22 protein-coding genes and 1 tRNA gene are annotated in these 26,443 nt (G+C 41.9%); 15 read left to right on the top strand and 8 right to left on the bottom strand.

The window, feature by feature from the left end; translation table 11 throughout:
- Window positions 1-690 carry a hypothetical protein gene (locus ACIRUQ_RS13910; RefSeq protein ID WP_055291245.1) on the top strand — a complete coding sequence of 230 codons (690 nt, stop codon included), beginning with the start codon at window positions 1-3 and terminating at the stop codon, window positions 688-690.
- Between the two features lie 69 nt (window positions 691-759).
- Here ACIRUQ_RS13910 and ACIRUQ_RS13905 read toward each other — a convergent pair whose 3' ends face one another.
- Both ACIRUQ_RS13905 and ACIRUQ_RS13900 read right to left on the bottom strand, forming a co-directional pair.
- Window positions 760-1,911 carry an adenosylcobinamide amidohydrolase gene (locus ACIRUQ_RS13905; RefSeq protein ID WP_055291243.1) on the bottom strand — a complete coding sequence of 384 codons (1,152 nt, stop codon included), beginning with the start codon at window positions 1,909-1,911 and terminating at the stop codon, window positions 760-762.
- A gap of 19 nt (window positions 1,912-1,930) precedes the next feature.
- Window positions 1,931-2,821, bottom strand: a complete 891-nt coding sequence (locus tag ACIRUQ_RS13900; RefSeq protein ID WP_022036616.1) for a LysR family transcriptional regulator — start codon at window positions 2,819-2,821, stop codon at window positions 1,931-1,933.
- A 467-nt stretch (window positions 2,822-3,288) separates the two neighbouring features.
- Between ACIRUQ_RS13900 and ACIRUQ_RS13895 the strand changes: the two genes are divergently transcribed.
- A complete protein-coding gene (locus ACIRUQ_RS13895; RefSeq protein ID WP_055291241.1) occupies window positions 3,289-3,495 on the top strand; it encodes a hypothetical protein in 207 nt (68 codons plus the stop codon).
- Between the two features lie 142 nt (window positions 3,496-3,637).
- On the opposite strand, the gene ACIRUQ_RS13890 is transcribed toward ACIRUQ_RS13895, so the two are convergent.
- Complete coding sequence (locus ACIRUQ_RS13890; protein WP_055291238.1) at window positions 3,638-5,173, bottom strand: CdaR family transcriptional regulator; 1,536 nt, start codon at window positions 5,171-5,173, stop codon at window positions 3,638-3,640.
- Between the two features lie 221 nt (window positions 5,174-5,394).
- Here ACIRUQ_RS13890 and ACIRUQ_RS13885 point away from each other — a divergent pair, with 221 nt between their 5' ends.
- The 8 genes from ACIRUQ_RS13885 to ACIRUQ_RS13850 all read left to right on the top strand — a co-directional run bounded on the left by ACIRUQ_RS13885 (window position 5,395) and on the right by ACIRUQ_RS13850 (window position 16,093).
- Window positions 5,395-6,843: a sodium:solute symporter gene (locus ACIRUQ_RS13885; RefSeq protein ID WP_404856501.1), complete on the top strand. Its 1,449-nt coding sequence runs from the start codon at window positions 5,395-5,397 to the stop codon at window positions 6,841-6,843.
- Between the two features lie 14 nt (window positions 6,844-6,857).
- Window positions 6,858-6,989 carry a hypothetical protein gene (locus tag ACIRUQ_RS13880; protein WP_275951518.1) on the top strand — a complete coding sequence of 44 codons (132 nt, stop codon included), beginning with the start codon at window positions 6,858-6,860 and terminating at the stop codon, window positions 6,987-6,989.
- A gap of 15 nt (window positions 6,990-7,004) precedes the next feature.
- Window positions 7,005-7,127 carry a hypothetical protein gene (locus ACIRUQ_RS13875; RefSeq protein ID WP_022035613.1) on the top strand — a complete coding sequence of 41 codons (123 nt, stop codon included), beginning with the start codon at window positions 7,005-7,007 and terminating at the stop codon, window positions 7,125-7,127.
- 60 nt (window positions 7,128-7,187) lie between these two features.
- Window positions 7,188-8,171, top strand: coding sequence for a uroporphyrinogen decarboxylase family protein (locus ACIRUQ_RS13870; RefSeq protein ID WP_022035614.1), 984 nt, complete (start codon window positions 7,188-7,190; stop codon window positions 8,169-8,171).
- 242 nt (window positions 8,172-8,413) lie between these two features.
- A complete protein-coding gene (locus ACIRUQ_RS13865; RefSeq protein WP_021739847.1) occupies window positions 8,414-9,049 on the top strand; it encodes a corrinoid protein in 636 nt (211 codons plus the stop codon).
- 161 nt (window positions 9,050-9,210) lie between these two features.
- Window positions 9,211-10,221 (top strand): uroporphyrinogen decarboxylase family protein, encoded by a 1,011-nt coding sequence (locus ACIRUQ_RS13860; protein WP_022035615.1) that lies wholly within the window; start codon window positions 9,211-9,213, stop codon window positions 10,219-10,221.
- A 386-nt stretch (window positions 10,222-10,607) separates the two neighbouring features.
- Entirely contained in the window at window positions 10,608-12,626 is a 2,019-nt protein-coding gene (locus ACIRUQ_RS13855) for a hydantoinase/oxoprolinase family protein (protein ID WP_055290869.1), read from the top strand.
- A gap of 119 nt (window positions 12,627-12,745) precedes the next feature.
- Window positions 12,746-16,093, top strand: a complete 3,348-nt coding sequence (locus tag ACIRUQ_RS13850; RefSeq protein ID WP_055290871.1) for a DEAD/DEAH box helicase — start codon at window positions 12,746-12,748, stop codon at window positions 16,091-16,093.
- Between the two features lie 679 nt (window positions 16,094-16,772).
- Here the strand turns inward: ACIRUQ_RS13850 and ACIRUQ_RS13845 are convergent.
- Together ACIRUQ_RS13845 and ACIRUQ_RS13840 are read right to left on the bottom strand one after the other, a co-directional pair.
- A complete protein-coding gene (locus ACIRUQ_RS13845) occupies window positions 16,773-17,978 on the bottom strand; it encodes a replication initiation protein (RefSeq protein WP_044962954.1) in 1,206 nt (401 codons plus the stop codon).
- Window positions 17,979-18,760: 782 nt separating this feature from the next.
- On the bottom strand, window positions 18,761-18,919 hold the full coding sequence (locus tag ACIRUQ_RS13840; protein ID WP_021738471.1) for a hypothetical protein: 159 nt from the start codon (window positions 18,917-18,919) through the stop codon (window positions 18,761-18,763).
- A gap of 374 nt (window positions 18,920-19,293) precedes the next feature.
- Between ACIRUQ_RS13840 and ACIRUQ_RS13835 the strand changes: the two genes are divergently transcribed.
- The 3 genes from ACIRUQ_RS13835 to ACIRUQ_RS13825 all read left to right on the top strand — a co-directional run bounded on the left by ACIRUQ_RS13835 (window position 19,294) and on the right by ACIRUQ_RS13825 (window position 21,460).
- Window positions 19,294-19,521, top strand: coding sequence for a hypothetical protein (locus tag ACIRUQ_RS13835; RefSeq protein ID WP_021738469.1), 228 nt, complete (start codon window positions 19,294-19,296; stop codon window positions 19,519-19,521).
- Window positions 19,522-20,178: 657 nt separating this feature from the next.
- Complete coding sequence (locus tag ACIRUQ_RS13830; RefSeq protein ID WP_022036622.1) at window positions 20,179-21,084, top strand: precorrin-6B methylase 2; 906 nt, start codon at window positions 20,179-20,181, stop codon at window positions 21,082-21,084.
- Between the two features lies 1 nt (window position 21,085).
- Window positions 21,086-21,460 (top strand): DUF3783 domain-containing protein, encoded by a 375-nt coding sequence (locus ACIRUQ_RS13825; RefSeq protein WP_055290873.1) that lies wholly within the window; start codon window positions 21,086-21,088, stop codon window positions 21,458-21,460.
- Window positions 21,461-21,643: 183 nt separating this feature from the next.
- Here the strand turns inward: ACIRUQ_RS13825 and pta are convergent, their stop codons facing one another.
- Window positions 21,644-22,618 carry a phosphate acetyltransferase gene (gene pta, locus ACIRUQ_RS13820; protein ID WP_021738466.1) on the bottom strand — a complete coding sequence of 325 codons (975 nt, stop codon included), beginning with the start codon at window positions 22,616-22,618 and terminating at the stop codon, window positions 21,644-21,646.
- A 196-nt stretch (window positions 22,619-22,814) separates the two neighbouring features.
- Window positions 22,815-23,480 carry a DUF1638 domain-containing protein gene (locus ACIRUQ_RS13815; RefSeq protein WP_021738465.1) on the bottom strand — a complete coding sequence of 222 codons (666 nt, stop codon included), beginning with the start codon at window positions 23,478-23,480 and terminating at the stop codon, window positions 22,815-22,817.
- Between the two features lie 137 nt (window positions 23,481-23,617).
- Here ACIRUQ_RS13815 and ACIRUQ_RS13810 point away from each other — a divergent pair.
- Window positions 23,618-23,690, top strand: a tRNA-Lys gene (locus tag ACIRUQ_RS13810).
- Between the two features lie 413 nt (window positions 23,691-24,103).
- Complete coding sequence (locus ACIRUQ_RS13805) at window positions 24,104-25,273, top strand: cation diffusion facilitator family transporter (RefSeq protein WP_055290875.1); 1,170 nt, start codon at window positions 24,104-24,106, stop codon at window positions 25,271-25,273.
- Here the strand turns inward: ACIRUQ_RS13805 and ACIRUQ_RS13800 are convergent.
- Window positions 25,264-26,331 carry an AraC family transcriptional regulator gene (locus tag ACIRUQ_RS13800; RefSeq protein WP_055290877.1) on the bottom strand — a complete coding sequence of 356 codons (1,068 nt, stop codon included), beginning with the start codon at window positions 26,329-26,331 and terminating at the stop codon, window positions 25,264-25,266. The two genes, ACIRUQ_RS13805 and ACIRUQ_RS13800, sit on opposite strands and share 10 nt — an antisense overlap.
- Between the last annotated feature and the right edge of the window lie 112 nt (window positions 26,332-26,443).

Below are 26,443 nucleotides of genomic sequence, written 5' to 3'. Positions count from 1 at the left end.
ATGGAAAATGAAAAAAAAGTATCCTTTCAGTTATTAGTATTAATCGCTACACCAAAACTTGCTGACCGGGCAGCGGAAATGTTTCGAAAGGGCGCACTGCCGTTGCAATACCGCTTTCATGCAGAAGGAACAGCTACAAGCGAGATTATGGATGTACTTGGACTTGGAAACATTGATAAAAGTGTTCTCATCAGTATGATTCCGAAAAATTTATCAGAAATCCTGTTAAATAAATTAAATTCTGAATTACAATTAAACAGAGCAAACAGTGGTATCGCATTTACTATACCATTAAGTGGAGCAAATAATCTGATTTTACGCATTCTTGCCCGAAATACAGGAAAAGAATTGCTGAATATAGCAGGAAAGGAAGAAAACAGTATGTCAGAAACAAAATATACTCTTGTTGCAGCAATCGTAAACAGAGGTTTCAGCGAAGAAGTTATGGAAGTAGTGCGTGCGCAAGGAGTAAAAGGCGGCACCGTAATTCGCAGCCGACGTATAGGAAACAAAGAAGCAACCAGTTTTTGGGGACTCAGCGTTCAGGATGAAAAAGAAATTGTTTTGATTTTGGTTGAATCATCTAACAAAGTGGATCTGATGAAATGTATTGGTGAAAAATGTGGCATGCACAGTGAGGCGCAGGGAATTGTTCTGTCCTTACCAATAGATTCGGTAGTCGGTATCTAAATTATGGCAGACTTCTTAGGATGCTTATGTCAGTGGGAGTTAAAAACTCCCACTGAGAAAGACTTGTTTTTACTCACCACTTGCAGAAGTGGGAGTCTTCTCGACTGAGATAAACTCTGCAAGACAATTTCCATAATTATCTGCTAACCATTCCAGCACATCCTTAGCCGCAACATCATCTTCCGGCAACATTTCCTCCCGGGACTTCCAGCATTGCAGCGGCATTCCAGCCAGCTGTAACATCTGTTTTGCAGCCTCAGAAACTTCCTCTATTCCCAGCATTCCCCAATCCATCTGATCCAGCAGATGTGCAAAAAGAGACGTATTTGTCACAAGACGGTTATTTTTTTTTATCCGGTCAAGGCAGGTCATAAAATCTATCCTCGTTCCTGCCGGCTGCTGCCGTTCCTTACAAAGCTTCTGATACCGTTCCCAGAGACTGTCCCGGGTAATTCCGAAACGATCCATCCGGTTCAATATGTCATGCTGATATTCCGGTCCCATATAACAATGATTGTACAGAGCCTGTTTCACAGCTTTTTTCACGACAAGACCTATATATTCACCCAATTTACAATGCTTTCCTGCATTCGTCAGATAAACCCCAGACTCCGGATTGCTGACCACAATCGTACCGTCTGTTCCGGAACCGGTAGCCAATCCATGGGAATATCTGCTCGGTGCCAGAAGTTCCTGTATGGCAGCCGTCTTTGCTTCTGTACAGGTCACCAGCGCATTTACCAGTGCCCCCGGTGCCAGATCAGCATCAATATGAAGTAAAATATTAATCGTTCCGGACATCACCTCGAAATAAGTTCCGGCACGTTCATGCCAGGTCGTCGGATCCCCCACACGCACGGCATTTACATTAATTCCGGCTGTGACAATCGCTGTAACTGTAAAATCTTCATATTTCATACATTCGATTGCTGCATTTTCCATATGTGCAGCAGTAGAAAGTCCGGTGCAGGTCCGCGGATCTAATCCCAGTTGCTTTGATGCCAGAAGCTCCATATGTTTTTCATAAGTATCTGCCTCAATCCCGCAGGGCATTCCTCCACCCGGATTGCAGTCATTATTAAACACTGCCGTCAGATCACGACGATATCCGCCATTGTTCGGTCCGGTACTCACCACATCCCTTGGACCGGAAAATTTCAGAACCAGTGATTTTTTATAATGATATAGTTCATCGCCTCCTGGCAAATCCAGTATTTTCATAATTTATGATATTCCCTCCTCACTGCTTCTGTATGGCTTTGCAGATTCCGGATTCCACCGCATAAGAGATAAATTTCTTCACCGCCGGAGATGCCTGCGCGATAGAAGGCAGTGCAATTCCCATTTCAATATAATGCTCCGGAACCGTCGGAAGTGTCACAATATCCCGGCTGGTCCGCGTCGGAATACTGATTTCATTCATAATACTGATTCCGAGACCTTTTTCAATCATGGCAATCGCTGTAAAGGAATCAAACGTTGACAGATAGACATCCGGCTTGACATGTACTTCATCCAACATGTCAAATACATCCTGGTCCTGTCCATGCTCAGGCATGATAAAACGCTCGTAACGACAGGCCTCCACCGGAAATACCTCATTTTTCGCCATGGGATGATCCTTCGGCAATACCGCCACCATACGATCTTTCATCAGCGGCAACCAGTCATAATTGATCGTATCGGAACAGTTGAAAAATGCGAGATTTACCGTCCGTTCATCCAGATACTGTAAAATATCCTGCTGTGTACCCTCGTACAGCTGAATACGGATGTTTGGATATTTTTTCTGAAATCCACTGATCAGCGATGGCATCCACACCGCCGCCAGACACTGATACGCGGCAATGTTAATCGCACCGATAGACAGCCCCCGCATTTCCGATGCTGTCTGAAACAATCTGTTTTCCGATTCCAAAATCTCACGGATTGTCGGCCGCAGACGACGTCCTTCCAGCGTCAGGCTGACTCCTTTTTTGCTTCGATAAAGCAGTGTAAATCCCAGTTCTTCCTCCAGTGCCTTGATCAGCTGGCTGACCCCGGATGGCGTATAGCCCAGTTCTTCTGCTGCATTTTTAATACTTCCGGTTTCTGCCGCACTCAAAAAAGCCTGATATCTCGATGTATCCATAACAACTCCCCCTGTTTCCAGTATCTATTATCCTGCAATCAAAATAGCCTCCTAAGCTGACTTTCTCATACAAAATCTTACTATTTTATCATTTTATGACTCGCATAGTTTATGTGTTTCAATCACGGTAAAAAACGATCTGACACCATTATATCCGCAACCCAATCCAAACTCAAGATATACATTATTCTGTGTCACAATCAGCTTTACTGTTTTTATAATTAATTCTATTGTAAAGCGGACATTCGCAATCCGCTTTCGCTACTCCCATTATAGAATAAGTTATTATGCACAATTGTAGAAATAGTATTTGTGCATGATGTATACCATTTAGACGATATCATTAAGTTTTACTTAACCCATCCCTAAGATACAGTAGCTTTACTTTTTTCATCATGTATCATATAATAAGATCAACAAAGGAACAGAACACAAATAATTAACATAGATAGAAGGAGGACACTACAATGAAAATGTTCAGAAATTTATATACAAAAGCACAGGAAATGAGCGAAGAGAAAGTATTAGACACAAACAGTATCATAACTGCATTATCTACTGAAATGGATGATTTAAAAGAAGCTTGGAGAAAAGATCAGAAAACATTTTTTTCTGATATTATGCAGGCAGAAGCCAACAGCACAGAAAGCAATTTACGTCAGAGATTCTGCTAATTTATCATCAGAAATATACACAATATAGAATACCTTCCTTTAAGTAAGATGAAACCCCAAAAAGAGATCTTTACAACGATTCTTCCCCGGAATCAAATATAAAGATCTCTTTTTCTATCCTTCACAGACATACATGAGAACTTTAACTCTGATACAATTCTTTGAAATCCAACATATAGAAAGAATTCAGCAGATACAACCGATTCTCGGAATTTTCCAAATCTATCTCCAGTAGTTCCTTCAGCCGTGAAATACGGTAATTCATCGTACTTCGGTGGATATGCAGCTCCGATGCCGTAATCTTGATATTCCGTTCATTGATCAGATAACGCTGCAGCGTATATGTAAACTCCGTATCATGCTTCTTGTCATACTCAATAAGTTTCAACAGCTGCGGTGCACACAGCATCTCCGGCAACAGCACCTGGGAAGCTTGGCGAAAGAAATAGTGGAACGCATAGTTTTCAAAGTAGTAAATCGGTTCCTGCAGATCCTCGCTCAGTCCCACTTCATGAGCAATCTGCGTCTGCCGGTAATAATATCTGAAATTCACAAAATCATGTCCCTGCATACTGACACCGGCCTTCAGATTTCCAAGTCTTAAGAACTCACCAATATACGCAAAAAAGCGGTCCGTCGCCATATTCTCCTGTGTCAGGTTCAATACCAGAATAATCTGATACTCATTCCGGAATACACAGCTGTTCGGAAACATATTTGCCAGTCTGTGGGTCAGATTCGTTGCTGTATGGATGGCATTATCACTCTTCCGACAGAAGATCGTGATGCATTGAAACATATCATCAATATGCCATTTATAATAACTAAACGGTTTAGCCAGCTGATTTTTCGTATAGCTTTTTCCGTCAATCATCTCCTTAAACAGAATCGACAGCACATTGGACACATCACTCACCAGCAACATTCCCTGCTGCATCGCCAATGCGATATTATCCGCGAAAAATTCCAGCAGTTCATAATCCCGCTTCCGGATCGGTGTACCGATCTCATCTAGACAGACACGTCCCACATACACCCATTCAATCCTCAGATTCACATATAATGTACGATAACCGGTGGCTTTTGCTGAGAAAACATGTGCCCCATAAGTGTGCAATGTCTTATGATATTCGTCAGAAGATTTGAAGGTATTCAGAATTTCCAGCGGCAGATAATACTTATCGAACGTCTCATCATACTGCCAGGAAAACTGTCCCGCCATCTCATTTGCAATAGCCAGCAGTTCGTTGTTCCTGTCGTGGATAAAAATCGGTTTTTCAAAGATCGGAATGCACAGATTGCACATTTCCTCCAATGTAGCATTGCGCTGCATCGCCTTTCGAATCTCCATTTCCCAGGAATTATATAGGAAAAATATCTTTTGGATATCATGATAAAGGCTTGTTCTATCTGTATTTTCCGGAAAAATCAGACAAATGTTATTTTTGAACAGATCTTCCGGCGGTTCACCGATACACAGACACCCCCAGGCTGCCGGGACAGGATGTGATACAAAATATTCTACATGTTCCAGAAGCATGTGATCCGGCAGATATTCCTGTCCTTCCATCGCTTCCTGAACACCCATAAATTTTATTTTTATCAGATCAGAATGTCCGGTCATACGCGGATGATATTCGGCCAGACACTCTTCAAAAACCACCATACTCAGATACATAAACGCCCTCCTTTGTGAAAAATCCCTTCGTACATAATATACGAATGAATGATAAAAAAGTCAAACATATTAGTGAATTTTCAAATACATCCATACGGTCTATGATACAGATATAGAAAAAAGTCCGGACCACTTTTTCAGTAACTGATCATTTCTATTGGTATTTTTGGTTTTATTAAGTTATGGTTATTATTTATCAAACATTTAAGGAGGACTAGGTTATGAACTGGGGTGTACTGATCGCAGTACTGATTTATGAAGTGGTATCCATCGTTGGTATCGGTGCCTTTATGGCATACAAAAATAAGAAAAGCGGCGGTGCGGAAAGCGGAAGCTTTGCATTTGCCGGTGGCGGCCTCCCGGCTTCTCTGGTAGGTATCACACTTGCCCTGACGCTGCTCGGTTCCGCACACAACTGGGGAACCTGTCAGAATGCAGCATCTATGGGAGTTATCGCTGCATGGTTTGGTATCGCATGTGTAATTATGATGGTAGTCATCACACAGATCACCGGTCCATGGATTCGCAGAACCGGAGCGAAAACCATCGGTGATTTTCTGAACAAAGTATTTGGTAAAGTACCTGGAACGATGATTTCCTGTGTAAACGCAGCATTAAGTATCGCAATGGTCTGTCTGGAAGTCGAGACCATCGCCATCACACTTTCCTTCCTGACAGGATGGTCTTATATGATCAGTGCCATCGTCGGCGGTATCCTGGCCATGCTCTATGTATTACTGGCAGGTATGAAAGAGATTGCTTGGCTGAACCTGTTAAATGCCATTTTAATGTACGCAGCTCTGATCGTCGTATTCATCTGTCTGTGCTTCAAACTCCCGGGTGGCTGGGATCAGGTAGAAGCAACCATGACAGCAAGTGCTGACACATCCTGGATGACAAGCATCTTCGGAAACAAAGCACTGATCATCGGATTTGCAATTCCGTCCGCACTTGGTGCTACCATGTTCCATGGTATGGCACAGACCGGTTATCAGCCGGTAGCAACCGCAAAAAACAATCATGAAGTAAAAAAATCCCTCTGGTTTGCAGGCCCGATCAACGGTTTATTCTGTATCATCCCGGCCCTCATCGGTGTAGCTGCTTTCTCTATCCTGGCATACAGAAACGCAGGTTCCATGATGATGACACCGGCCATGCTGCTGGATCTGCTGCCGAAGCCGATCATCGCATTACTGGCTGCAGGATTTTTGGGTGTAGACCTTTCTTCCTTCGCTGTTATGGCACTGGCACCGGCTACCCTGATTTCACATGATATGTACACACTGTACAAACCAAATGCAACAGAAAAACAGAAATCCACCTTATCACGCGTGATCATCATCATCATCGGTATCGTAAGTATTGCCATCTGTAACTTCCAGCCGGCAGTTGTAGACATGGTAAACTGGTGCTTCTCCTTCGGAATCCCGGTATTTATCATGGGCGTGATCGGACTTTGGTGGAAACGAAGCACAAAAGCTTCTGTCATTACATTTATCATCACATGGATCGTTGTATGTATCTGGTCCACCTTCGGATTACAGAATGCACTCGGATGGGCCAACTTCCATGTAAACTACATCTCACTGATCGTTGCTCTGATCGTTGGTGTGATCTCAACCGCCGTATTACCGGGCAAAAAAGGATTGTTTGCCGGTAAACGCGCATAAAGGAGGAAGATATTATGCATATGTGTGTGACAACAATTATTTATACTGCTATCATGGTATTTGCAATAACCGGTATCGGATATGCCATTGGTAAACTCAACAAATTCGGTGACAGCGACGAACTGGTCAACCTGGATGACAAATAAGGGAGGGTATGAAAAATGACTACGACACAGATCTGGATGTTATGTTTTGTTGGGGTTATGGTTTTATTAATGATCCTGTCTGCAGTATGGAATCAGATGGGAAAAAAGAACCGGAAAGAACTGGACAAAAACAATTAATTTTCAAAAAGAAAAACAATCTAACACTGTAATTATCAAACAAAAAGGAGAACTGAAAAAATGAAGGAAATGACACCAAAAGAGAGAGTAATGGCCTTTTTCCGCCATGAGCCGGTAGATGAACTGCCGACTGACGAAGGTATCTTCGTTTTATTCAATCCGGAAGCTTACAAGGAGCGTCCTTCCCATGAGCATGGCGGAGTAGACTGGTTTGGAGTTCCGTGGAAATATGAATCCAGCGTAGATGCCATTGCACCGGATCATTCTGTTGAACCGATCATGGAAGACATCTGTGACTGGAGAGAACTGGTAAAATTCCCGGATCTGGATGCATGGGACTGGTCCAAAGTTGAAGAGATTGATCACATCAGTGAGATTGACCGTGAGAATAAAGTATTTGAGATCATGTTTGTAAACGGACCTTTCGAACGTCTCCATATGCTGATGGGATTTGAGAATGCATTATGTGCATTACTGACAGATCCGGAAGAGGTTGAAGAATTCTTCAACACTTATATGGAATGGAAGATCAAACTCATGGAAAAAGTCATCGAATATTACAAACCGGATGTTCTGATGTTCCATGATGACTGGGGTACCCAGAACAACATGTTCTTCTCCCCGGATGTATGGCGTTCCCTGATCAAACCACAGATCAAGAAAGCCGTTGACCGTTGCCACGAACTGGGCGTACTCTTTGATATGCATTCCTGTGGAAAGATCGAAGCTGTCGTTCCGGAATTTGTAGAACTTGGCATTGACGCATGGCAGGGTATGGAAATCAATGATATTCCAAAATTGAAATCCATCACCGGCATGAACCTCGGATATCACACCACACCGGATTATCAGGGATACCAGACAGAAGCCCTGGCCGGCACTCTGACAGAAGAGGATCTGCGCAGACGCGTGCGTGAAGTATTTGAAAAAACTGCTGAAGGATACTGCTACTGCCCGATGTTCCTTCCATTCGGTGGATGGTCCACGGAAGTGATGATCGACGAGATCATGAAATGCGGCAAAACAATTTACAAAGACGCATAAATACATCTGTAACAGATACATTACTTTTATGATGTACAAAAAAACACGTTCCGGATGTATAACAGAATGCTATGACATCAAGCATATTATTTATTTTACACTTTCCCCCTGCTGCTATATAATATAGAATATAAAGTCATAAAAAACTGACAGGTCAGCAGAAAATCATGGGGAAACATTAACCAGAAGAATCCCGATTTTTCGGATATAAACTGACTGACAAACAGGAGGAGGAAAACATTATGTCTATTATCAATGATATTTCAGATGCTTTACAGAGAGGAAAGAAAAAAGAAGTAACAAAGCTGGTACAGCAGGCTATCGACGAAGGTATTGACGCAACAACCATCTTAAAAGACGGACTTTTAAGTGGTATGAACATCATCGGTGAGAAATTCAAAAATGACGAAGTATTCGTACCGGAAGTATTAGTTGCAGCACGTGCTATGAACGCAGGTACCGCTCTCTTAAAACCACTTCTTTCCGGAGATGCCGCAGAACCGCTTGGAAAAGCTTGTATCGGAACTGTAAAAGGTGACATGCACGATATCGGTAAAAACCTGGTTCGTATGATGATTGAAGGAAAAGGCATTGAAATCATTGATCTTGGCGTCGATGTTGATCCTCAGGACTTCGTAAAATGTGCGATTGAGAACGACTGCAGCATCATCTGTTGTTCCGCACTTCTTACAACTACCATGCCAATGCTTGGTGAAGTAGTAAAAGCAGCAGAAGAAGCAGGAATCCGTGACAAAGTAACCATCATGGTTGGTGGTGCTCCGGTAAACCAGGCATTTGCAGACAGCATCAACGCTGATATCTACACAGAAGATGCCGCTTCCGCAGCAGACGCAGCAGCAGCAGTATTCGAAGGTTAATCCAGTCACGGTTTTCATATTGGATTTTTCATCAGATTTTTATTACAACAGAATCTAATTTTTGGCAGGTGCTGCCCCCATGCAGCACCTTGGCCATTATTATTTTTTACTTTTTTTACCTACTAAAACCATAGGTATTGAAATTAAGGAGGACATTTATCATGACAATGAACATGAAACAGTGGGTAGCAGACATACTCGCAAGTGACAAAAAGAAATCATTACCGGTACTTTCTTTTCCATCCATCCAGAAAATGGGAATCACCGTAGCAGAGCTGATCAATAGCAGCGACAAACAGGCAGAAGGTATGAAGATCATTGCTGATTCCTGTCCGACTGCAGCCAGTGTAAGTTTAATGGATCTGTCTCTTGAGGCAGAAGCTTTCGGTTCCACCATCCGTGTATCTGATGATGAGGTTCCAACCGTTATCGGTTCCATCGTTTCCACTGAAGAAGAGGCAGAGGCTCTCAAAGTTCCGGAAATCGGTGCAGGTCGTACCCAGATTTATATTGATGCTATCGAAAAAGCATGCAAACTCATCACAGATCGTCCGGTTCTGGCAGGTGTTATCGGACCATTCTCCCTGGCAGGCAGACTTTTGGACGTATCCGAAGCACTGATCTACTGCTACGACGAGCCGGATATGGTACATATCGTTCTGCAGAAAGTAACTGAATTCCTGATCAACTACTGCAACGAATATAAAAAAGTCGGTGCAAACGGAATCGTAATGGCTGAGCCGCTGGCAGGACTGTTATCTCCGGATCTGGCACAGGAATTTTCTGCTGATTATGTAAAACAGATTGTAGATGCAGTACAGGATGACAACTTCCTTGTGGTATATCATAACTGTGGAAATACAGCAGTAAAGACCATTGATACTATCGTGACAAATGGCTGCCTGATGTATCATTTCGGAAATGCCATCAATATGGCAGAGATGATGAGCCATGTTCCGGAAAACCTTATCGCCATGGGTAATGTAGATCCGGCCGGAGAATTCAGAAACGGAACTGCTGAGAGCGTATACAATCGTACAAAAGAAGTTATGGACGAGTGTTGCAAATACAAAAACTTTGTAATTTCTTCCGGATGTGATATTCCTCCGATGTCTCCATGGGAAAATATCAATGCATTCTTCCAGGCAGTGGAAGATTTTTACGAAAAATAAAAGCAAATTATCTGCTTGATATTACAGAAACAAATATCACTTACCACACAGGATTATATCTAAAATCCATACCCTACATTTTGTTTCTATAATATAATGATGCCAGGGTCAAAAGCCTGAAACCACGATGTGCTTGCACGGGAGTGGTTTTATGGCTTAATGACCCGCCCCGATATTCGCATAAAAGTGGAGCATCAGCTTCACGATATGCGAATATTGGGTAGAATTGTGGGAGTACGAAGTACGGAACAATTCGTAAGGCATCTTTTGACCCCAACATCATATCATTAAGATAAGAGGACAAAAGTTGTCATCCGACCGCTTTTGTCCTTTTATTGCACTCTATAAAAACGGATATAAAATAAACGCAAAGGAGAAATATTTTCATGATAGGTATAGGTATTGACACCGGCGGAACCTGTACGGATGCAGTTGTTTTCGATATAACCGAAAGATGCATTCTGGCATCCGCCAAATCACAGACCACACACGACCATCTGGAGCAGGGCATTGGAAATTCTCTGGACAAACTGCCAAAAGAACTGCTGCATCAGGCATCTTTTCTTGCACTGTCTACCACACTGGCCACCAATGCCTGCGTGGAAAACAAAGGCGGCCGGGTATTCATGATTTTTATCGGAGTCAGTGAAAAAGTAGTTCGCAATACCTACCGCGACTATGGATTTGAAAGTCTGGATGATATTTTATTTGTGGAAGGAAATGCAAAAGAACATACAGAACCCGGATGGGATCTTTTTGAAATGGAGATTGCGGAACGTCTCTCTGCCTATGACAGCGTCGCCATCGCCCAGATGAATGCAGAAGAAAACGGTGGTGCATATGAGCAGAAAGCTGCAGAGTTGGTTCGCAGACATAGTTCCATGCCGATTGTCTGTGCCTATCATCTATTCCATGACCGCAACGTCATCCAGCGCGGAGCCAGCGCACTTTTAAATGCCCGCCTGCTGCCGGTCATTGATGGATTTCTGAAAGCAGTCCGTTCCAGCATGCAGCTACGAAATCTGAATTATCCGGTAGTCATTATGCGCAGCGACGGTTCTCTGATGAACGAAACTTATGCCCTCAACCATCCGGTAGAAACATTGTTGTGCGGTCCTGCTGCCAGCGTTATGGGCGGTGCCTACCTGGGACATTATCCAAAGTCAGTCATCATTGACATGGGCGGAACTACCAGCGATATCGCACTGGTCAAAGATCATCTGCCTGTCCGCGCAGACAACGGCATCCAAATTGGCAGCTGGCGTACCTTTGTCAAAGGTCTTTATGTAGACACCTTCGGTCTGGGCGGTGACAGTGAAATCTGTTATCAGGAAAACAACCTTTTCCTGTCTGACCGCCGTGTTATGCCGCTGTGTATCCTGGCTGCGCAATATCCCGACCTTTTCCGGGTTCTGGATAATCTGGATGACAATTACTGGAAAGGACACTCCAAACCGATGTATTCTTTCTATATAAAGCAGAAAGACATCGCCGGTAATTCACGCTACACGGAAGAAGAGCAAACACTGGTCAGAATGCTGGAAGACGGTCCACTGAGTCTGGCTGAAACAGCACACGCTCTTCACACGGATGTATACAAGTTGAACCTGCAGCGTCTGGAAGACGAGGGCATTATCCTGCGCAGCGGTCTGACTCCAACGGATATGATGTGTATCCGGGGCGATTTTACACTGTATGATGCAAAGGCTTCCCGGCTGGCAGTTGCTTTTCTGGCAAAATCCACCCATCACACACCCGAAGAAATCCCGGCACTGGTGTATGAACTGGTGGAAAAGAAACTTTACAAAAACATCGTCCGCATTTTGCTGGAAGATCGTTTCCGCAAGACAAAAGGCTATGCCTACACGGATGAGATCAACCTTCTGGCAGAAGAATGTTTCCGTTTTTCCAAAGACGGACAGGACAACCCTAATCATCTGATCCAGGCACGTTTTCAGTCCGATGCGGTACTGGTGGGAGTCGGTGCACCGATCCATGTCTTTCTCCCGGAAGTAGCAAGACTCCTTGGAACCACCTGTTTTGTTCCACAGGAAGCCGGTGTCACCAACGCTTTGGGAGCCGTCATCGGTGATATCCGCGCAGAAGTCATCATCCACATCAAAGCCAACTATGAGATGAATTCGGAGGAAGAAACAAAAAGCGGTTACTACGTCTATGGTGTGAGAGAGCCGCAGATTTTCGAGGCATATGCCGAGGCACTTGCCTATGCAAAAGAAGCCGGAGAAACTGCTGCCCGGGAAAAAGCACTGGAACAGGGTGCTATAGAAATCAGCGATGTCATTTTTCAGGAAGAACAGCAGAATGCCATGGCCTACGGTATGGATCTGTTTCTCGGCTCAGAAGTACATGTGGAAGTCATCGGAAAGATGGATTTTACTTCCTGATATAACCATTACAGTTCACTTCAGTTAGGATTCCTATAACTGAGGTGAACTTTTTCTTATATAGACTTTCTTTTTCCTCCATATTATAATAGAACCCAAAAGGAGAATCAGAAAACAAGATGTGGACAGAACGGGATATCAGAGAACAGACAGATGAACAGACTTTTTACCGTGGAAAATTACTGGAAAGCACCAACGGTGTTCTGGAATTTTCCTCCTTTGAGACAGAAGGTGTATACGGTGACAAGGAACTGAATCTGCGTGCCACCATTCATGGCACAAATAAAAATAATTATAAGGTGGAAGTCACCCTTTACTACGATGAATATGGCGAACCGCAGGACATAGATTATTACTGTCCCTGTGAAGATTTTTTAACCTCTGACGGAATCTGCAAACACTGCGTTGCTACCATACTCTACTATATGCACACGGACGGACAGTCAAAGACTGTTACCTCCCCATTTTCCATGCCGCTGCCCTTTGCATCAGAATACGATGACAGGGATACTTTCTATGGGAACACTTCCTCCGTTTTTGCTGAAAACAGCACTGTTTCACAGGAAAGTATCTGGGAACATCCCGCCCGGACAGATAACAGTATGCAGCAGATTCTCCGCCAGTTCGGCAATCAGGAAAACTGGATGATCACCGATGGTGCACTCATCGGCCGCATCCATCTGGAACCAACGCTGGACATTTCCGGAAAAACGCCATCTGTTTCCCTGCGTATCGGAGATAAAAAAATGTATGTCGTAAAAAGCATTCCGGAATTGGTGCAGCATGTACAACAGACAGAGATGCATAAATATGGGAAAAATCTGGCTTTTGTCCATCAGCTGGATGCTTTCGATGATAACAGCCGTTCTCTGATGTCCTTTTTTATCCGTCAGTATCAGGATTACAATTATTGGTACAGTACGGATATCCGTAATTTTACCCTGAAAAATGAACTTCTGGATGCCTTTATTGAGATAGTGGCAGACTCCGGCACCATGCTGGAACCATCCACAAAAAATCAGGGGCTCTGGTATCTGACCGATGAAGAATATAAAAAGACACTGACGCTCACCGCAGTGGAGGGCGGCCTCGAACTGAAATTGGAACAGATTCCATCTGTCTCTAGTCTGGATTGGAACTACATTTTCAAAGATCAAAAAATTTACCACAGCAGCAGACACACACATCAGGCTATCAACCTGTTTGAAGACCGCATGACCGGCTGGTGCGGCGGCAAATCCTTCATAGCTGAATCCGACCTTCCGCTGTTTGCCCGGGAAATGCTTCCGGAACTGGAGAAAAAATATCATATCGTGAAAGAACATTTTTATCCGGAAAATTATCTGCCGGAGGATGTCAGTTTCCGCCTGTATCTGGATCTGCCACAACGAGATATCATCACCTGTGATCTGGTAGCGGATTATGGAAATAACCGGGAATACCATGTTTTTCAGACAGATAGCAAAAAACAACATCGAAATATCCGGCAGGAAGCAAAGGCTGCAGCCCTTCTGTCCGGCTATTGCAATGCAAAAGACGATGCCACAGGCCTTCCCGCCATTGTGGAGGATAACGACAAACTCTATGATTTTCTGACCAGGGGACTGGCGGAATGTGAGAAGATTGCCGATGTGTATATCTCGGATCGCCTGAAAAAGATTCAGGTCATTCAGCCGCCGAAAGTATCCCTTGGTGTGTCCTTAAATGGCAATTTACTGGATTTTAACATGGAAGCAGAGGGCATGAGTCTAGAACAATTGGCTTTCCTGCTGTCAAAATATAACCGCAAGAGAAACTATTATCGTTTGAAATCCGGTCAGTTTGTCGCCATGGAAGAGAGCAGTCTGGATACGCTGGCACAGCTCAGTCAGGGATTAATGCTGACGGAAGAACAACTTGCCTCTGGACACATTTCCCTGCCAAAATTCCGTGCCTTGTATCTGGATGCACAACTGCGGGACAACGAATCTCTTCCTGTGAACAAAAGCCGGGAATTCCGGGAACTGATCCGTAATATGAAAACAGTGGAAGACAGTGATTTTGAGGTTCCGGATACCTTCCGGAAAATTCTTCGGGAATATCAGAAAAAGGGGTATCTATGGCTGGCAACACTATGCAGCAATGGGTTTGGCGGTATTCTGGCAGATGATATGGGACTTGGGAAGACACTGCAGGTCATTGTATTCTTATATGCCCACTACATCGTGCAGGGGGAAAACAACCGGAATACACTGATCGTCTGCCCGGCGTCTCTGGTATACAACTGGGCACAGGAATGTCAGCATTTTGCACCGGAACTTCCGATCTGCACCGTAGCAGGAACAGCTGCTGAACGCCGGGAACTGCTGGATTCCCTGCCAGATCATCCTGGACAGATCCTGATCACTTCCTATGATCTTCTGCGCCGTGACATCGAACAATATCAGAATCTGACCTTTGATTATCAGATCATTGATGAAGCACAGTTTATCAAAAATGCCACCACAAAAGCCGCCCAGGCAGTTAAGCAGATTAACTCCCGGTTCCGTCTGGCACTGACAGGAACTCCGGTGGAGAACCGGCTGGGAGAACTGTGGAGTATTTTCGATTATCTGATGCCGGGATATTTATTCAGTTATTCCAGATTTCGGGAGGAACTGGAACTTCCGATCATTCAGCAGCAGGATGAAGATGCCCTGCACCGGATTCAGAAAATGATCGCCCCCTTCATCCTCCGCCGTCTGAAAAAAGATGTACTGAAGGATCTGCCGGAGAAGCTGGAAAAAAATATGTATGCAAAGATGACCGGAGAACAGCAGGAACTCTATCAGGCTCACGTCCAGCGGCTTCAGATGCTTCTGTCAAAACAATCTCCGGAAGAGTTTGACCATTCCAGAATCCAGATTTTGTCCGAATTGACCAAACTGCGGCAGCTCTGCTGTGACCCAGCGCTTTTATATGAAAAATATACGTCAGGCTCTGCAAAACTTGATCTGTGTCTGGAGCTGATCCACAATGCTATGGAATCCGGTCATAAAATGCTGGTATTTTCCCAGTTTACCACTATGCTGGACCGCATTGCCGAAAGACTGCAAAAGGAACACATTCCTTATTTCATGCTGACCGGAGCCACCACAAAGCAGGAGCGGATCCGTCTGGTAACAGAATTCAACCAAGATGAAACACCCGTGTTCCTCATTTCCCTGAAAGCCGGTGGCACCGGATTAAACCTGACCGCAGCAGATATCGTCATCCACTTCGATCCCTGGTGGAACACCGCCGTGCAAAATCAGGCAACAGACCGTGTACACCGCATTGGACAGACCAATCGTGTGCTGGTCTACAAACTCATAGCACAAAACAGCATCGAAGAAAACATTGTGAAACTTCAGGAACAGAAAGCGGAACTTGCAGAACAAATTCTGGGCGGCGATAATATTGGAACTCCATTCTTCTCCCGTGAAGAACTTCTGGAGTTGCTGCAATAATATAGTGATACTTGGTGCGTGATTCTGAGACGAATACTATTTAACGGACATTTATAGGCTGAGTTACTGACATTTATTGATTAATCCTGATGGTAACTCAGTCTTTTTTTCTATATCTTACTTTATAAAAGAAATAAAAAAGGATTTCTCTTTTTAAAGAAACGGACATTTTTGGGATTACTTGCAGACATTTACTGATTCTTATTGCATCATCTTTCACTCTGTTTTTAAGAAGAAACGGACATTTATAGGATTACTTGCAGACATTTACTGGTTCTTATTGCATCATTTTTTATTCTTTTTTTAAGAAGAAACGGACATTTATGGGACTATTTGCAGACATTTACTGGTTCTTATTGCATCATCTTTCACTCTGTTTTTTAAAAGAAACGGACATTTATAGGATTACTTGCAGACATTTACTGGTTCTTATTGTATCATTTTTTATTCTGTTTTTAAGAAGAAACGGACATTTATGGGATTACTTGCAGACATTTACTGGCTGCTTTTTAAGTCAAACGATGTGAGACTTGGTGCATGGCTCTGGTCAGCGTAAGCTGACATATTCATCTCAGAATCACTGCACATCTACACGTTGTTTCGGTCGGCAAAAAACCGGCAAATTGTCCTGTTGACAACCTGCCGGTTTCTAAATCTCATATACTTATCTTTTTATCGACTATTCGCTTTCTTTTTCCATGTTTGCAAAATGTTCCAGTCTCATCTGCTCCATATATTCATCAAATTCCACCGTTTCCTCCGGTGCCTGACCTTTTACCTTATGGATTGGGTTATCTTCATACCCGTTTTGAATCGCAGAAGTCATCCATCCGATCAGATTACGGATATTTTCCTGCTTGCAGGCCAGTTCATATGCATATTCAATCTTGTTTATATCATAATTGGCAACTTTCAGCAGCGCTTTTGCCTGGGAAATCTTGATTTTTTCATCAATGATATCCATGACTTTATCAATCAGATCATCCAGTTCCACATCATCCGGTGTCGGAACTTCTTCCTCGACCGTCGGCTCTACATTCATATCTTTTTTAGTTACTTCAAAGTCAATACCATAGATTTTACCGCCACGACCGCTTCGCATCAGATCATATTTTACGGAAATATCAGACTTTTCATTGATCTCATTTACCGCAACATCCAGTACACGACGCTTGAAATCGCACCATTTATCAAAAGATTTCAACTTTTCATGCACCAGTTCATTTACAATATAATCATAATCAATCTCTTTTTTCTCCAACTCACGCTGAATATCACGATTGATCTTTCCTTTGTCATCCTTGATCTGAACTGTACCGAGATGAAGTTTGATTTCAGAAACTCCATATTTTATATGGAAAACATTACCGGTTTCCTTATCATATTTTGAATGATAGGCGCGCGAAGAAAGCAGCTCGTACAGACGGTATGACCACCCGGAACGAAATGATAACATCATCGGAATATTCAACATTGTAAAATTAGCTTTCAGATCATAGATATAATCTTTGATCTCCGGTTCAAACTTAATCTCCATAGTACCGGAACCGGATTCATAACTTACCACACCTACCAGACTCATACACTTGAAACTGCCGTCCGCAGATTCAATAAACATAGTACGTCCCGCCAGAGAAGTAGCCACATCCTTCAAATATGTACCCATTGCATTCCCTGTTACATGCAATACTTCTTTAATTTCTTTTGTCCGGAGTGTTGCTACCGGACGTCCCTGATCACTGAGCCGTACTTTTGTCAAGGCCAGTGCAAGCACTTTATTTTCCAAAAGCGATGCCCGGTATACAGAAGAAATAAGGAAATTACTTTTCTTCAATATATCAGGAAACATCGTCTTTTCCGATTTTGCAATTTCGTTCTTTGTCATTGGTGTTTCTCGTCCCTTTATAAACATGAAAAATTATATCCTTAATTATGCCTTTAAATCCTCAATTTGTCAATGAAAAAACTGTCAGACTTTTTCTAAAAAGTTATCAACACCCATAAATGTCCGCTATAACAATATAAATCATCCTATATTTGTCCGTTATTTGGGATACTTATCCTATAAATGTCCGCTATAACTTGTATGTCCTCCTATATTTGTCCACTAAATAGCAGATTTGCTCCCCATAAATGTCCGTTTCTTTATTTTTTCTATCCCACATTTGTCCGTTAAAAACAATCGGTTCCTATAAATGTCCGCTAAAACATCTGTTCGATACCATATTTGTCGTATTGTTCTAAAAAATGGGCCTATAAATGTCCGTTAAAAAAGGGGGCATCCTATAAATGTCCGTTAATTCATCCACTCATATCCTAAATTTGTCCGTTAAAAAAGTATTTTCTGGAACTTACGGCACAATATCTGGGGACTTCCTTTTTTCACTGTATCCCAAAAATGTCCGTTAAAACGTCTGTTTGCCTCATTTATGCCGTTTCTTTCAGAAAACTATCCTATATTTGTCCGTTAGTTAACCAAATATCCACAAATTCATCCCACATTTGTCCGTTAGTTAATAAAAAAGACTCCTATAAATAGCCGTTTCTTTATACAATAGCCTCCCACATTTGTCCGTTTCTTTCGGATTCTAAATTGTAAAACAATTCATTTTTCCTCAATTCTGCCGTAAGTTTCATGAAATAGTCCCATAAATGTCCGTAATTTCGTTAAAATGCATGAAAATTTAGCTCTTTTTTCTTTTTAACGGACAGATATAGGACCCAAATATGCCTTTTTCTTTGCCTAAATATGCCTTTTTCTTCGCCCAGAGCCGGCTTTTTCTTTGATTTTCCGGCCATCCCACATTTGTCCGTTTCTTTACCCATGAATTATCGCAACTTTTCCTACCCCTCACCGTTAATTGTCCTATAAATGTCCGTACTTTATTTTCATAAACCCAGTAAAATCAACACTTTTCGACCTTTTTCATGCCTGTAATATAAAAGAATAGAAGATTGTTGTTTACAAATAAATAAAAAGAATAGAATATTATCAACAACGGCGTTGTTCCCTGTCGATAACCTCCATTTATTTTGCTCTACAATGCCGATTTTTTCTTTTCTTCTTAGAACAACAAGAAAAAAAACTTCAATACTTAACTTAAATTTTTTTTCTGATATACTGGAACAGGTTGTTGTTGATAAGTACAGCAACAATTTATAACGAAAAAAATACATAATTATCAACAGAAGGTGAAAATATGGAAAAAGGGATTGAAATCGTAGCAAGATATCATTGTCCAAAGGAGTATTTTGTAGAAGTTACAACAGAAAAATCTGTTCTGGCAGGAAGAGATTACTGGTTATGTAAAAAAAACAGTCCACGAAAAGTATTTATGTTCAGCGGAAAATTCAAAAATGAAGATCAAGAAGTACATCAGATTATCGATCAGCTGAAAAGCAGTGTAAAGAAATACGAACAACTGTAATAACCGGAAGTTGTATATTTGGAGGGAAGTTTGTCGGAACACCGGCGGTATCATAAGAAATACTTATTATAAAAAAGATGAGAAAAACAGCAGCGAATTCTGTACATTGGATTCGCTGCTGTTTTTTATACATTTAATGTATAATTATTCATTTTAAGAATTGTTTACTGAATGTAAAAACCGGATCCTTTCTGGGTCCGGTCTTATGGGGAGAGTGAGTTATGAAAAATTTATCTATATAAAGGAAATAGTTTTTTGTCGCCTCTGAATGTGCCAGTGTTGGTTAACTGACTACCCTCAGAAGCTTTTTATAAGTATCAAGTCTTACATCTGTTTCACTTGATTTATTTGATACTGTTATATTACTTGGAAATTGTGTTCATTTTGTGGCGTAAATATGAAGAAAATGGAAAGTATCTCTTAACAAATTATAATCATATAAATTTATGTGAATGCTCTTTGTTATCTAAATAGATTTGGGTGTAAATTGCAACAATTGGATCTGCATTTCCATAATGCGTGTGAATTGTAACAATAGGATTTGTGTTTCCTAAATGTATGCTAAGGATTTATTGACGTGTGTTTTTGATAATGATAAACTGGAAATATCAGGATGCAGGCGGTATTCCTGCACGAAAGTATGGGAGGTATTTCATTATGGAACAGCAGATTTTTACCAACGAGAGCATTTTATCCTGGTTACAGTATTTTGCAAAAAATACAGCCATTGATCTGGAAAAAGTAAAGATGCTCGATATCACCCGAAAAAATAAGAACCTGATTCCAACGGTAGAATCACACAGAGCCGTGCTCGTATTTACAGAAGCTGGTATTGCAGATATTTTTTACCGGATGTGGAATGCGGGACTTGGCGATTGTGAAGTCTGGTACAATGAAGGATCTGAGCCGGCAGGCGAGATCAAACATGATAAAGTAAGCAATATGATCAATCGTGGCATCAATGCTTCCGCAGGTATGTTGATTGTCAACGAGCATGCATGCAATACTTACAAGATTGGTATGGACAACCATAATTTCAAACGTGGTTCCATTCATTATGTAGGAAGTGAGATCCGTTCCGTTATTTTAAATAAGATGCATGTAGGTCATCAGGACGATATCTGTATCATCAGCGGCGAGAGTATTGCCATTGAGGCGGCACTGATCGCCACAGAGGGCACTGTCATTGCCGTGGAGTATAATAAGGACGACCGTGCGACTATGGAAGAGAATATCGATCATTTCGGTCTGCACAACATTCAGGTTATCGATCATGTGGACGAGGAGACCATGAAGGACTGTCCGGTTCCGTCACTGGTATTTATGGTGGCATCAGCCAGCATGGAGCAGGAAATCGCATATCTGACAAAATTAAATCCAAAGATCAATATCGTGATCTATACCCTTGATTTTTGTGTGGCTGCATCTATTTCCGCCATGTTTGAAAAATATGGCATCAAAGATACAGAAGTTATCCAGGTATCCGTATCCAGATTGAACAGCAAAAATTCCTTTGAACAGCAGCCGGCTCCATGGATCATTTCCGGAAAGGCAGACTGTTAAGATGGCAAAAGTATTATTGTTTCAATGTGAAAATGAGCGGGAGATCCGCCAGATTCTGACTCCGATGAAGATTCAGGCGGTGTCCGTTCCGAAGACGAAGTTTCATATGACGTTAAAAGAACTTGAACGGGAGGATGATGAGGAAGGCTATTTTGAAGGAGCTTATCCGGAAGGCAGCATGATCGTGATGTGTGACTTCACAGAGAAGCAGCTGGATCGGCTTCTGATGGATTTTCGTAATCGCAACGTAAAAATAGACTATAAAATGGTTATGACGGCTACAAACGCCTCCTGGGACGTTTTACACGTATATTTTGAAGCTCAGCGGGAGAAGATGATGTACGAGATGGCGCAGCGGGACAGAAAGCGTTTTTAGCATCTTTCCTGGTGGCTGAAAATTTTGGTTTGTGAAAGCATCAGCCATCAATCTCACTTTTTTAGTTAACAATCGTAAATGAAAAGAAAAGAAGAAATTTTCCTCTGCAAGCATTTATTAGCTGCGGAGGTAAATTTCTTCTTTTCTTTATCATAACTTATCGTTTAAAAACATTTTTTTAAATTAGCTTAATGCTGCAGTGATGATAGCCATGGAGTATACTTCCAGTGCGTTGCATCCTCTGGACAGATCGTTGATCGGTGCATTCAGACCAAGAAGGATCGGGCCGTAAGCATCGAATCCACCAAGACGCTGAGCAATTTTGTAACCAATGTTACCGGCGTTGATGTCCGGGAAGATAAATGTATTAGCATGTCCTGCAACTTTTGAATCCGGGCATTTTGTCTGTGCAACACGCGGAGATACAGCAGCATCGAACTGAAGCTCACCATCGATAGCCAGATCCGGATTAGCAGCTTTTGCTTTTGCACAAGCGTTACGCATTTTGTCAACATCCTCACCTTTACCGGATCCGAGTGTTGAGTAGCTTAAGAATGCAACTTTCGGATCAATACCGAAAATCTTAGCACAATCAGCTGTCTCAAGAGCAATCTCTACCAGATCATCTTCTGTCGGTTTGATATTGATCGCGCAGTCACCCATTGCCAGTACTTCGTTGTCGCCTGTAGCAGCCGGACGAACGAGGATGAAGCAGGATGATACGATCTTGTTACCCGGTTTTGTTTTGATCAGCTGAAGAGCCGGACGAACGGTGTCAGCTGTAGAATAAGTAGCACCACCAAGTAAGCAGTCAGCAACGCCCATTTTTACGAGCATTGTACCGAAGTAGTTACCGTGAGATAATGCTTCGCGGCACTGATCCTCTGTCATTTTACCTTTACGAAGTTCAACCATCTGTGCAACCATCTCATCCATGCGGTCATAGTTTTTCGGATCGATGATTTCTGCACCGTTGATATTGTAGCCTGCTTCTTCAGCAGCAGCTCTGACTGCTTCTACATTACCAACTAAGATTGGTTTTAAGAATGTACCTGCAAGCAGACGGGAAGAAGCTTCCAGAATACGTGCGTCAGTTCCCTCGGTAAAAACGATTGTACGAGGATTCTCTTTTAATTTCTGTATTAATTTGTTGAACATTGGTTTTGTTTACCTCCATTAATAATTTGATATACTCGTCAGTTCTATTGTAAACGTTTTGCCCTAAAATGCAAGGAAAATGCCTATTGTTTTGTATAAAAAAACGATAAAATCTTTTCAGTTCTACCAGCAAAGTAAATGTAGTAAAAAAAAGGCTGTTTTTATGCTGAAAAAGATACATCGCATTTTTATCAGATTAGCATTCAAAAAGCATCTGATGTATTTTTTCACCGGGTGCAAGCGTCAGAATATTGGAATCTTGTGTCCCTGTAATCAGATGTTCCAGTGTTGTGATATTTCCAGGAACGGTTTTCCGGTCAAAGCCCAGAAATGTGGCAGCCGTATCAGCATACTGTTCCACGGGGGGCAGGTCATAGCATCCTGTATCAAGGACTGTAAGAGTATGATAGCCGTTGTAGAGAGTCTGCAGGATAAAATTACGGGTCTCTTCATCATATGTCTCAGAGAGCATTTTATATTGTTGTAAAATTCCTTCGTGATCCAGAGTCCAGCCCCGGGTCAGATAGAGGGCATCTTTCTGTGTTTGTTTTCTTTCTGTCCTTGGCTGACGGCAGGCAAGCATATTGATACAATCGTCAAATTTTGGCAGACGCAGCATTGTGTTCGGACTGACAAGCCCTGCAGTACCGTTGCCGCACAGACCAAAGGTAAGCAGAATCTCATCCTGGTTTTGCAGCTGGTTAATATGTTCCTGCAGCAGCTGGTTCAGATTTTCCGGTCTGTTGTGAAGGCCACGGTCAATCCATATGACTGGAAGTGTAAGGTGTGTTTTTTCTAAAATGTGGTTTACTTCGTCTTCCAGCATGGCGCAGGAGATGAGTGTGCGTTTTTGGTTTTTCATAAGAAGAACGGCTCCTTTGGTTGGTGTTAATGATGGTATCGTATCATAAAAAACACATAAAATGAATATTTTTTATCAGAAAAAGCTTGCATTTTATTTTTATATCCGTTATAATAGCACTTGCGTTAAAGACGTATGCGCCTTTAGCTCAGTTGGTAGAGCAGTAGACTCTTAATCTATTTGTCCAGGGTTCGAATCCCTGAAGGCGCATTATACAAGGTCATCCAAACGGATGACCTTTTTAAATAGGATGACAGGGATTCGAACCCTACGGGTTCGGTCTTCGCTTCGCTCCGGTCGGTCCAAACCCGAGATCCCCCGGATCTCGTGGACCCCTGAAGGCGCATTATACAAGGTCATCCAAACGGATGACCTTTTTGAATAGGATGACAGGGATTCGGTCTCCGTAAAAAATATATAAGGCATCTCAGAGCAAATTCTGAGGTGCTTTTCTTAGTATACAGGGAGTTAGAACTGCGTATCTTTTGTAAGAAATGTAAAAAAAAGGTAGGGCAGGTATAACTGAAAAATATGTCAGCTTACGCTGATCAGAATCATTTCAAGTCATACGTGCGTTTAACTGGAAGTGAGTAGTTTGTTTGTAAAGAAAGAGAGTGAGAAATATGACAGAGCTATTGATAAAGCTATTTATAAAAAATAGTAAAGATACGAAGGATGTAAAAGTCCGGTTGGCTTATGGTAATCTGGCTGGAATCGTTGGCATTTTGTGCAACGTATTGTTGTTTGTTGGAAAATATCTGATTGGAACGATATTTGGTTCTATCGCGATCGCAGCAGATGCGATAAACAATTTAAGTGATGCATCAAGCAACATTGTCAGTCTGATTGGATTTAAATTAGGTTCAAAAAAAGCAGATGAGGAGCATCCTTTTGGTCATGCGCGGTATGAGTACCTGGCAGGTCTGGTAGTCTGCGTTATCATCGTTGCCATTGGCCTGTCTCTGGCAAAAGAAAGTATTTTAAAAGTCATTCATCCATCTGAGGTGGATTGCAATGCACTGATGATAGTTGTAATGCTGATTTCCATTGCTGTGAAATTATGGATGAGTATTTTTAACAAAAAAATCGGTACGCGAATCGAATCTGATACATTGATCGCAACAGCGGCGGACAGCAGAAATGATGTGATTTCCACGTCAGCAGTTGTAATTGCAACCATTTTATGTAAAGTGACAGGATGGAATATTATTGATGGTATCGCCGGTATCGGTGTGGCAGTATTTATTCTGTACAGCGGTATTGGACTGATCAAAGAAACCTTAAGTCCTTTGCTTGGAAAAGTGCCGGCAGCAGAATTTGTCAATCATATTACAGAGAAAATCCAGTCGTATCCTGGAGTCATCGGTGTGCATGATCTGATGATCCACGATTATGGTCCGGGAAATTTGTTTGCCACGGTACATGTGGAATTTCCGGCGGAAACACCTGTCATTGAGGCGCATGAAATTATGGATGAGATTGAGCGTGATTTTCAGAAACAGGAGCATATGATCCTGACCATCCACTACGACCCTATTGTGGAGGAAAGTGAGGAAGTGGCAAAAATCCGAGCTTTTGTCAGTCAGGCGGCCAAAGAGTTTGATGAGAGACTTTCGATCCATGAAGTACGTCTGGTTCCGGGAAATTTGTCCAGTAATGTAATTTTTGATTGTGTAAAACCAGCTGGATTCAAAGCCAGCGACAGCGAGATTACATCCTACTTGCAGAAGCGGGTGACTGAATGGAATCCGTGCTATCGCTGTGTGATCAAAATAGAGCAGAGTTATGTCTGAAAAATTCGTTTCCGGAAAGATTCCGGTGAGAATGTAAATGTTTCCAGAAATACTTTGTTAAAATAGTAGGTGCTGGAATATCCGAGCATGGATGCGATGCCATTAATTGGAATATCTTTGTTTTTCAGCAATTGAATGGCTTTATTCATGCGGATTTCCGTCAGAAGTTCAGAAAAGCCTTTCCCGGTAATTTTTTTGAAAATACGGATAATCTGACGTTCACTGTAATTGAAAGCAAGAGCAAGTTTTGACAGCGTAACTGTCTGGTAATGCATTTGCATATAATTCAGCAGGGAACGGAAATTTTCATCAGAATTATTGATATATGAAGTGGAAAAAACAGCTTCATCTTCATGGGAACGCATAAGAATCAGAATAAATTCCATGACAAGCAGTTCAATCATTTTATCGCAGTATTTTAGATTATTTTCCCATTCTTCATAGACCTTTAAGACCAATTCTTTTAATGCAGAGTCATTCTGACAGTGCCAGATAATATAGCCGTTAGAATCTCCGTAAATCACATTGGAAAACAGTGTGGATAAATAATTATTGTTATTCAGTAAATGAAAGAAAACAGTATCAAATGTTGTGACACGTAGAATGAAATCAACAATGATGCTGTTTTTATTTTGTGTCTGAAATGTGTGCTGAAGGTTTGGAGGACATAAAATAATATCCCCATCCTGAAGTGGGGTGGATTTCTCCGCATCAATCAGCAGGCTGTGATTACTTTTCAGAACATAATTGATCTCAATAAACTGATGGGAATGCATCAGCAGTGGCATATATCTCAGATTTTTCAAAATACAGACATTTTGATTTTCCGGGATAAAAAAATCTTCAGAAAGATGTCCGGATGAACCGGTGAGAAAAAAAGTCTGATCCGAGAGCTGCTTGTGCCATTCCGCTTCCAGCAAATGCAGCAGATATATATAATCCTGCTCATTTGCTAAGGGATTAATGATTTTGGTCTGATAAACCGGAAATTTTTTCAAAAAATTTTTTAAAAAATGCTCAGTGTCATTAAGTGGAAGCAAATTGTTCTCTGATATCATAATAACTGTCTCCTTTTGCAACAGCTACTTTCGGAATTTTTCTAAATGAGTCATTCCAATCGTATAAGAATGAATATGTGAATGAGTTTTTTTGTCATTTCTTTTGAAATAA

The sequence above is a fragment of the Eubacterium ramulus genome, assembly GCF_045002895.1.
In the GTDB taxonomy this organism is placed as follows: domain Bacteria; phylum Bacillota; class Clostridia; order Lachnospirales; family Lachnospiraceae; genus Eubacterium_I; species Eubacterium_I ramulus.
Note: the sequence above shows the minus strand (reverse complement) of the source record. Positions and strands in the feature narration are given on the sequence as shown.

Coding starts and splice junctions, on each gene's coding strand:
- ACIRUQ_RS13855 (WP_055290869.1), top strand. CDS start 10,608: ATGATAGGTATAGGTATTGACACCGGCGGAACCTGTACGGATGCAGTT.
- ACIRUQ_RS13805 (WP_055290875.1), top strand. CDS start 24,104: ATGACAGAGCTATTGATAAAGCTATTTATAAAAAATAGTAAAGATACG.
- pta (WP_021738466.1), bottom strand. CDS start 22,618: ATGTTCAACAAATTAATACAGAAATTAAAAGAGAATCCTCGTACAATC.
- ACIRUQ_RS13895 (WP_055291241.1), top strand. CDS start 3,289: ATGAAAATGTTCAGAAATTTATATACAAAAGCACAGGAAATGAGCGAA.
- ACIRUQ_RS13890 (WP_055291238.1), bottom strand. CDS start 5,173: ATGTATCTGAGTATGGTGGTTTTTGAAGAGTGTCTGGCCGAATATCAT.
- ACIRUQ_RS13875 (WP_022035613.1), top strand. CDS start 7,005: ATGACTACGACACAGATCTGGATGTTATGTTTTGTTGGGGTTATGGTT.
- ACIRUQ_RS13885 (WP_404856501.1), top strand. CDS start 5,395: ATGAACTGGGGTGTACTGATCGCAGTACTGATTTATGAAGTGGTATCC.
- ACIRUQ_RS13865 (WP_021739847.1), top strand. CDS start 8,414: ATGTCTATTATCAATGATATTTCAGATGCTTTACAGAGAGGAAAGAAA.
- ACIRUQ_RS13845 (WP_044962954.1), bottom strand. CDS start 17,978: ATGACAAAGAACGAAATTGCAAAATCGGAAAAGACGATGTTTCCTGAT.
- ACIRUQ_RS13815 (WP_021738465.1), bottom strand. CDS start 23,480: ATGAAAAACCAAAAACGCACACTCATCTCCTGCGCCATGCTGGAAGAC.
- ACIRUQ_RS13870 (WP_022035614.1), top strand. CDS start 7,188: ATGAAGGAAATGACACCAAAAGAGAGAGTAATGGCCTTTTTCCGCCAT.
- ACIRUQ_RS13880 (WP_275951518.1), top strand. CDS start 6,858: ATGCATATGTGTGTGACAACAATTATTTATACTGCTATCATGGTATTT.
- ACIRUQ_RS13905 (WP_055291243.1), bottom strand. CDS start 1,911: ATGAAAATACTGGATTTGCCAGGAGGCGATGAACTATATCATTATAAA.
- ACIRUQ_RS13900 (WP_022036616.1), bottom strand. CDS start 2,821: ATGGATACATCGAGATATCAGGCTTTTTTGAGTGCGGCAGAAACCGGA.
- ACIRUQ_RS13860 (WP_022035615.1), top strand. CDS start 9,211: ATGACAATGAACATGAAACAGTGGGTAGCAGACATACTCGCAAGTGAC.
- ACIRUQ_RS13840 (WP_021738471.1), bottom strand. CDS start 18,919: ATGGGTAAAGAAACGGACAAATGTGGGATGGCCGGAAAATCAAAGAAA.
- ACIRUQ_RS13850 (WP_055290871.1), top strand. CDS start 12,746: ATGTGGACAGAACGGGATATCAGAGAACAGACAGATGAACAGACTTTT.
- ACIRUQ_RS13835 (WP_021738469.1), top strand. CDS start 19,294: ATGGAAAAAGGGATTGAAATCGTAGCAAGATATCATTGTCCAAAGGAG.
- ACIRUQ_RS13830 (WP_022036622.1), top strand. CDS start 20,179: ATGGAACAGCAGATTTTTACCAACGAGAGCATTTTATCCTGGTTACAG.
- ACIRUQ_RS13800 (WP_055290877.1), bottom strand. CDS start 26,331: ATGATATCAGAGAACAATTTGCTTCCACTTAATGACACTGAGCATTTT.
- ACIRUQ_RS13825 (WP_055290873.1), top strand. CDS start 21,086: ATGGCAAAAGTATTATTGTTTCAATGTGAAAATGAGCGGGAGATCCGC.
- ACIRUQ_RS13910 (WP_055291245.1), top strand. CDS start 1: ATGGAAAATGAAAAAAAAGTATCCTTTCAGTTATTAGTATTAATCGCT.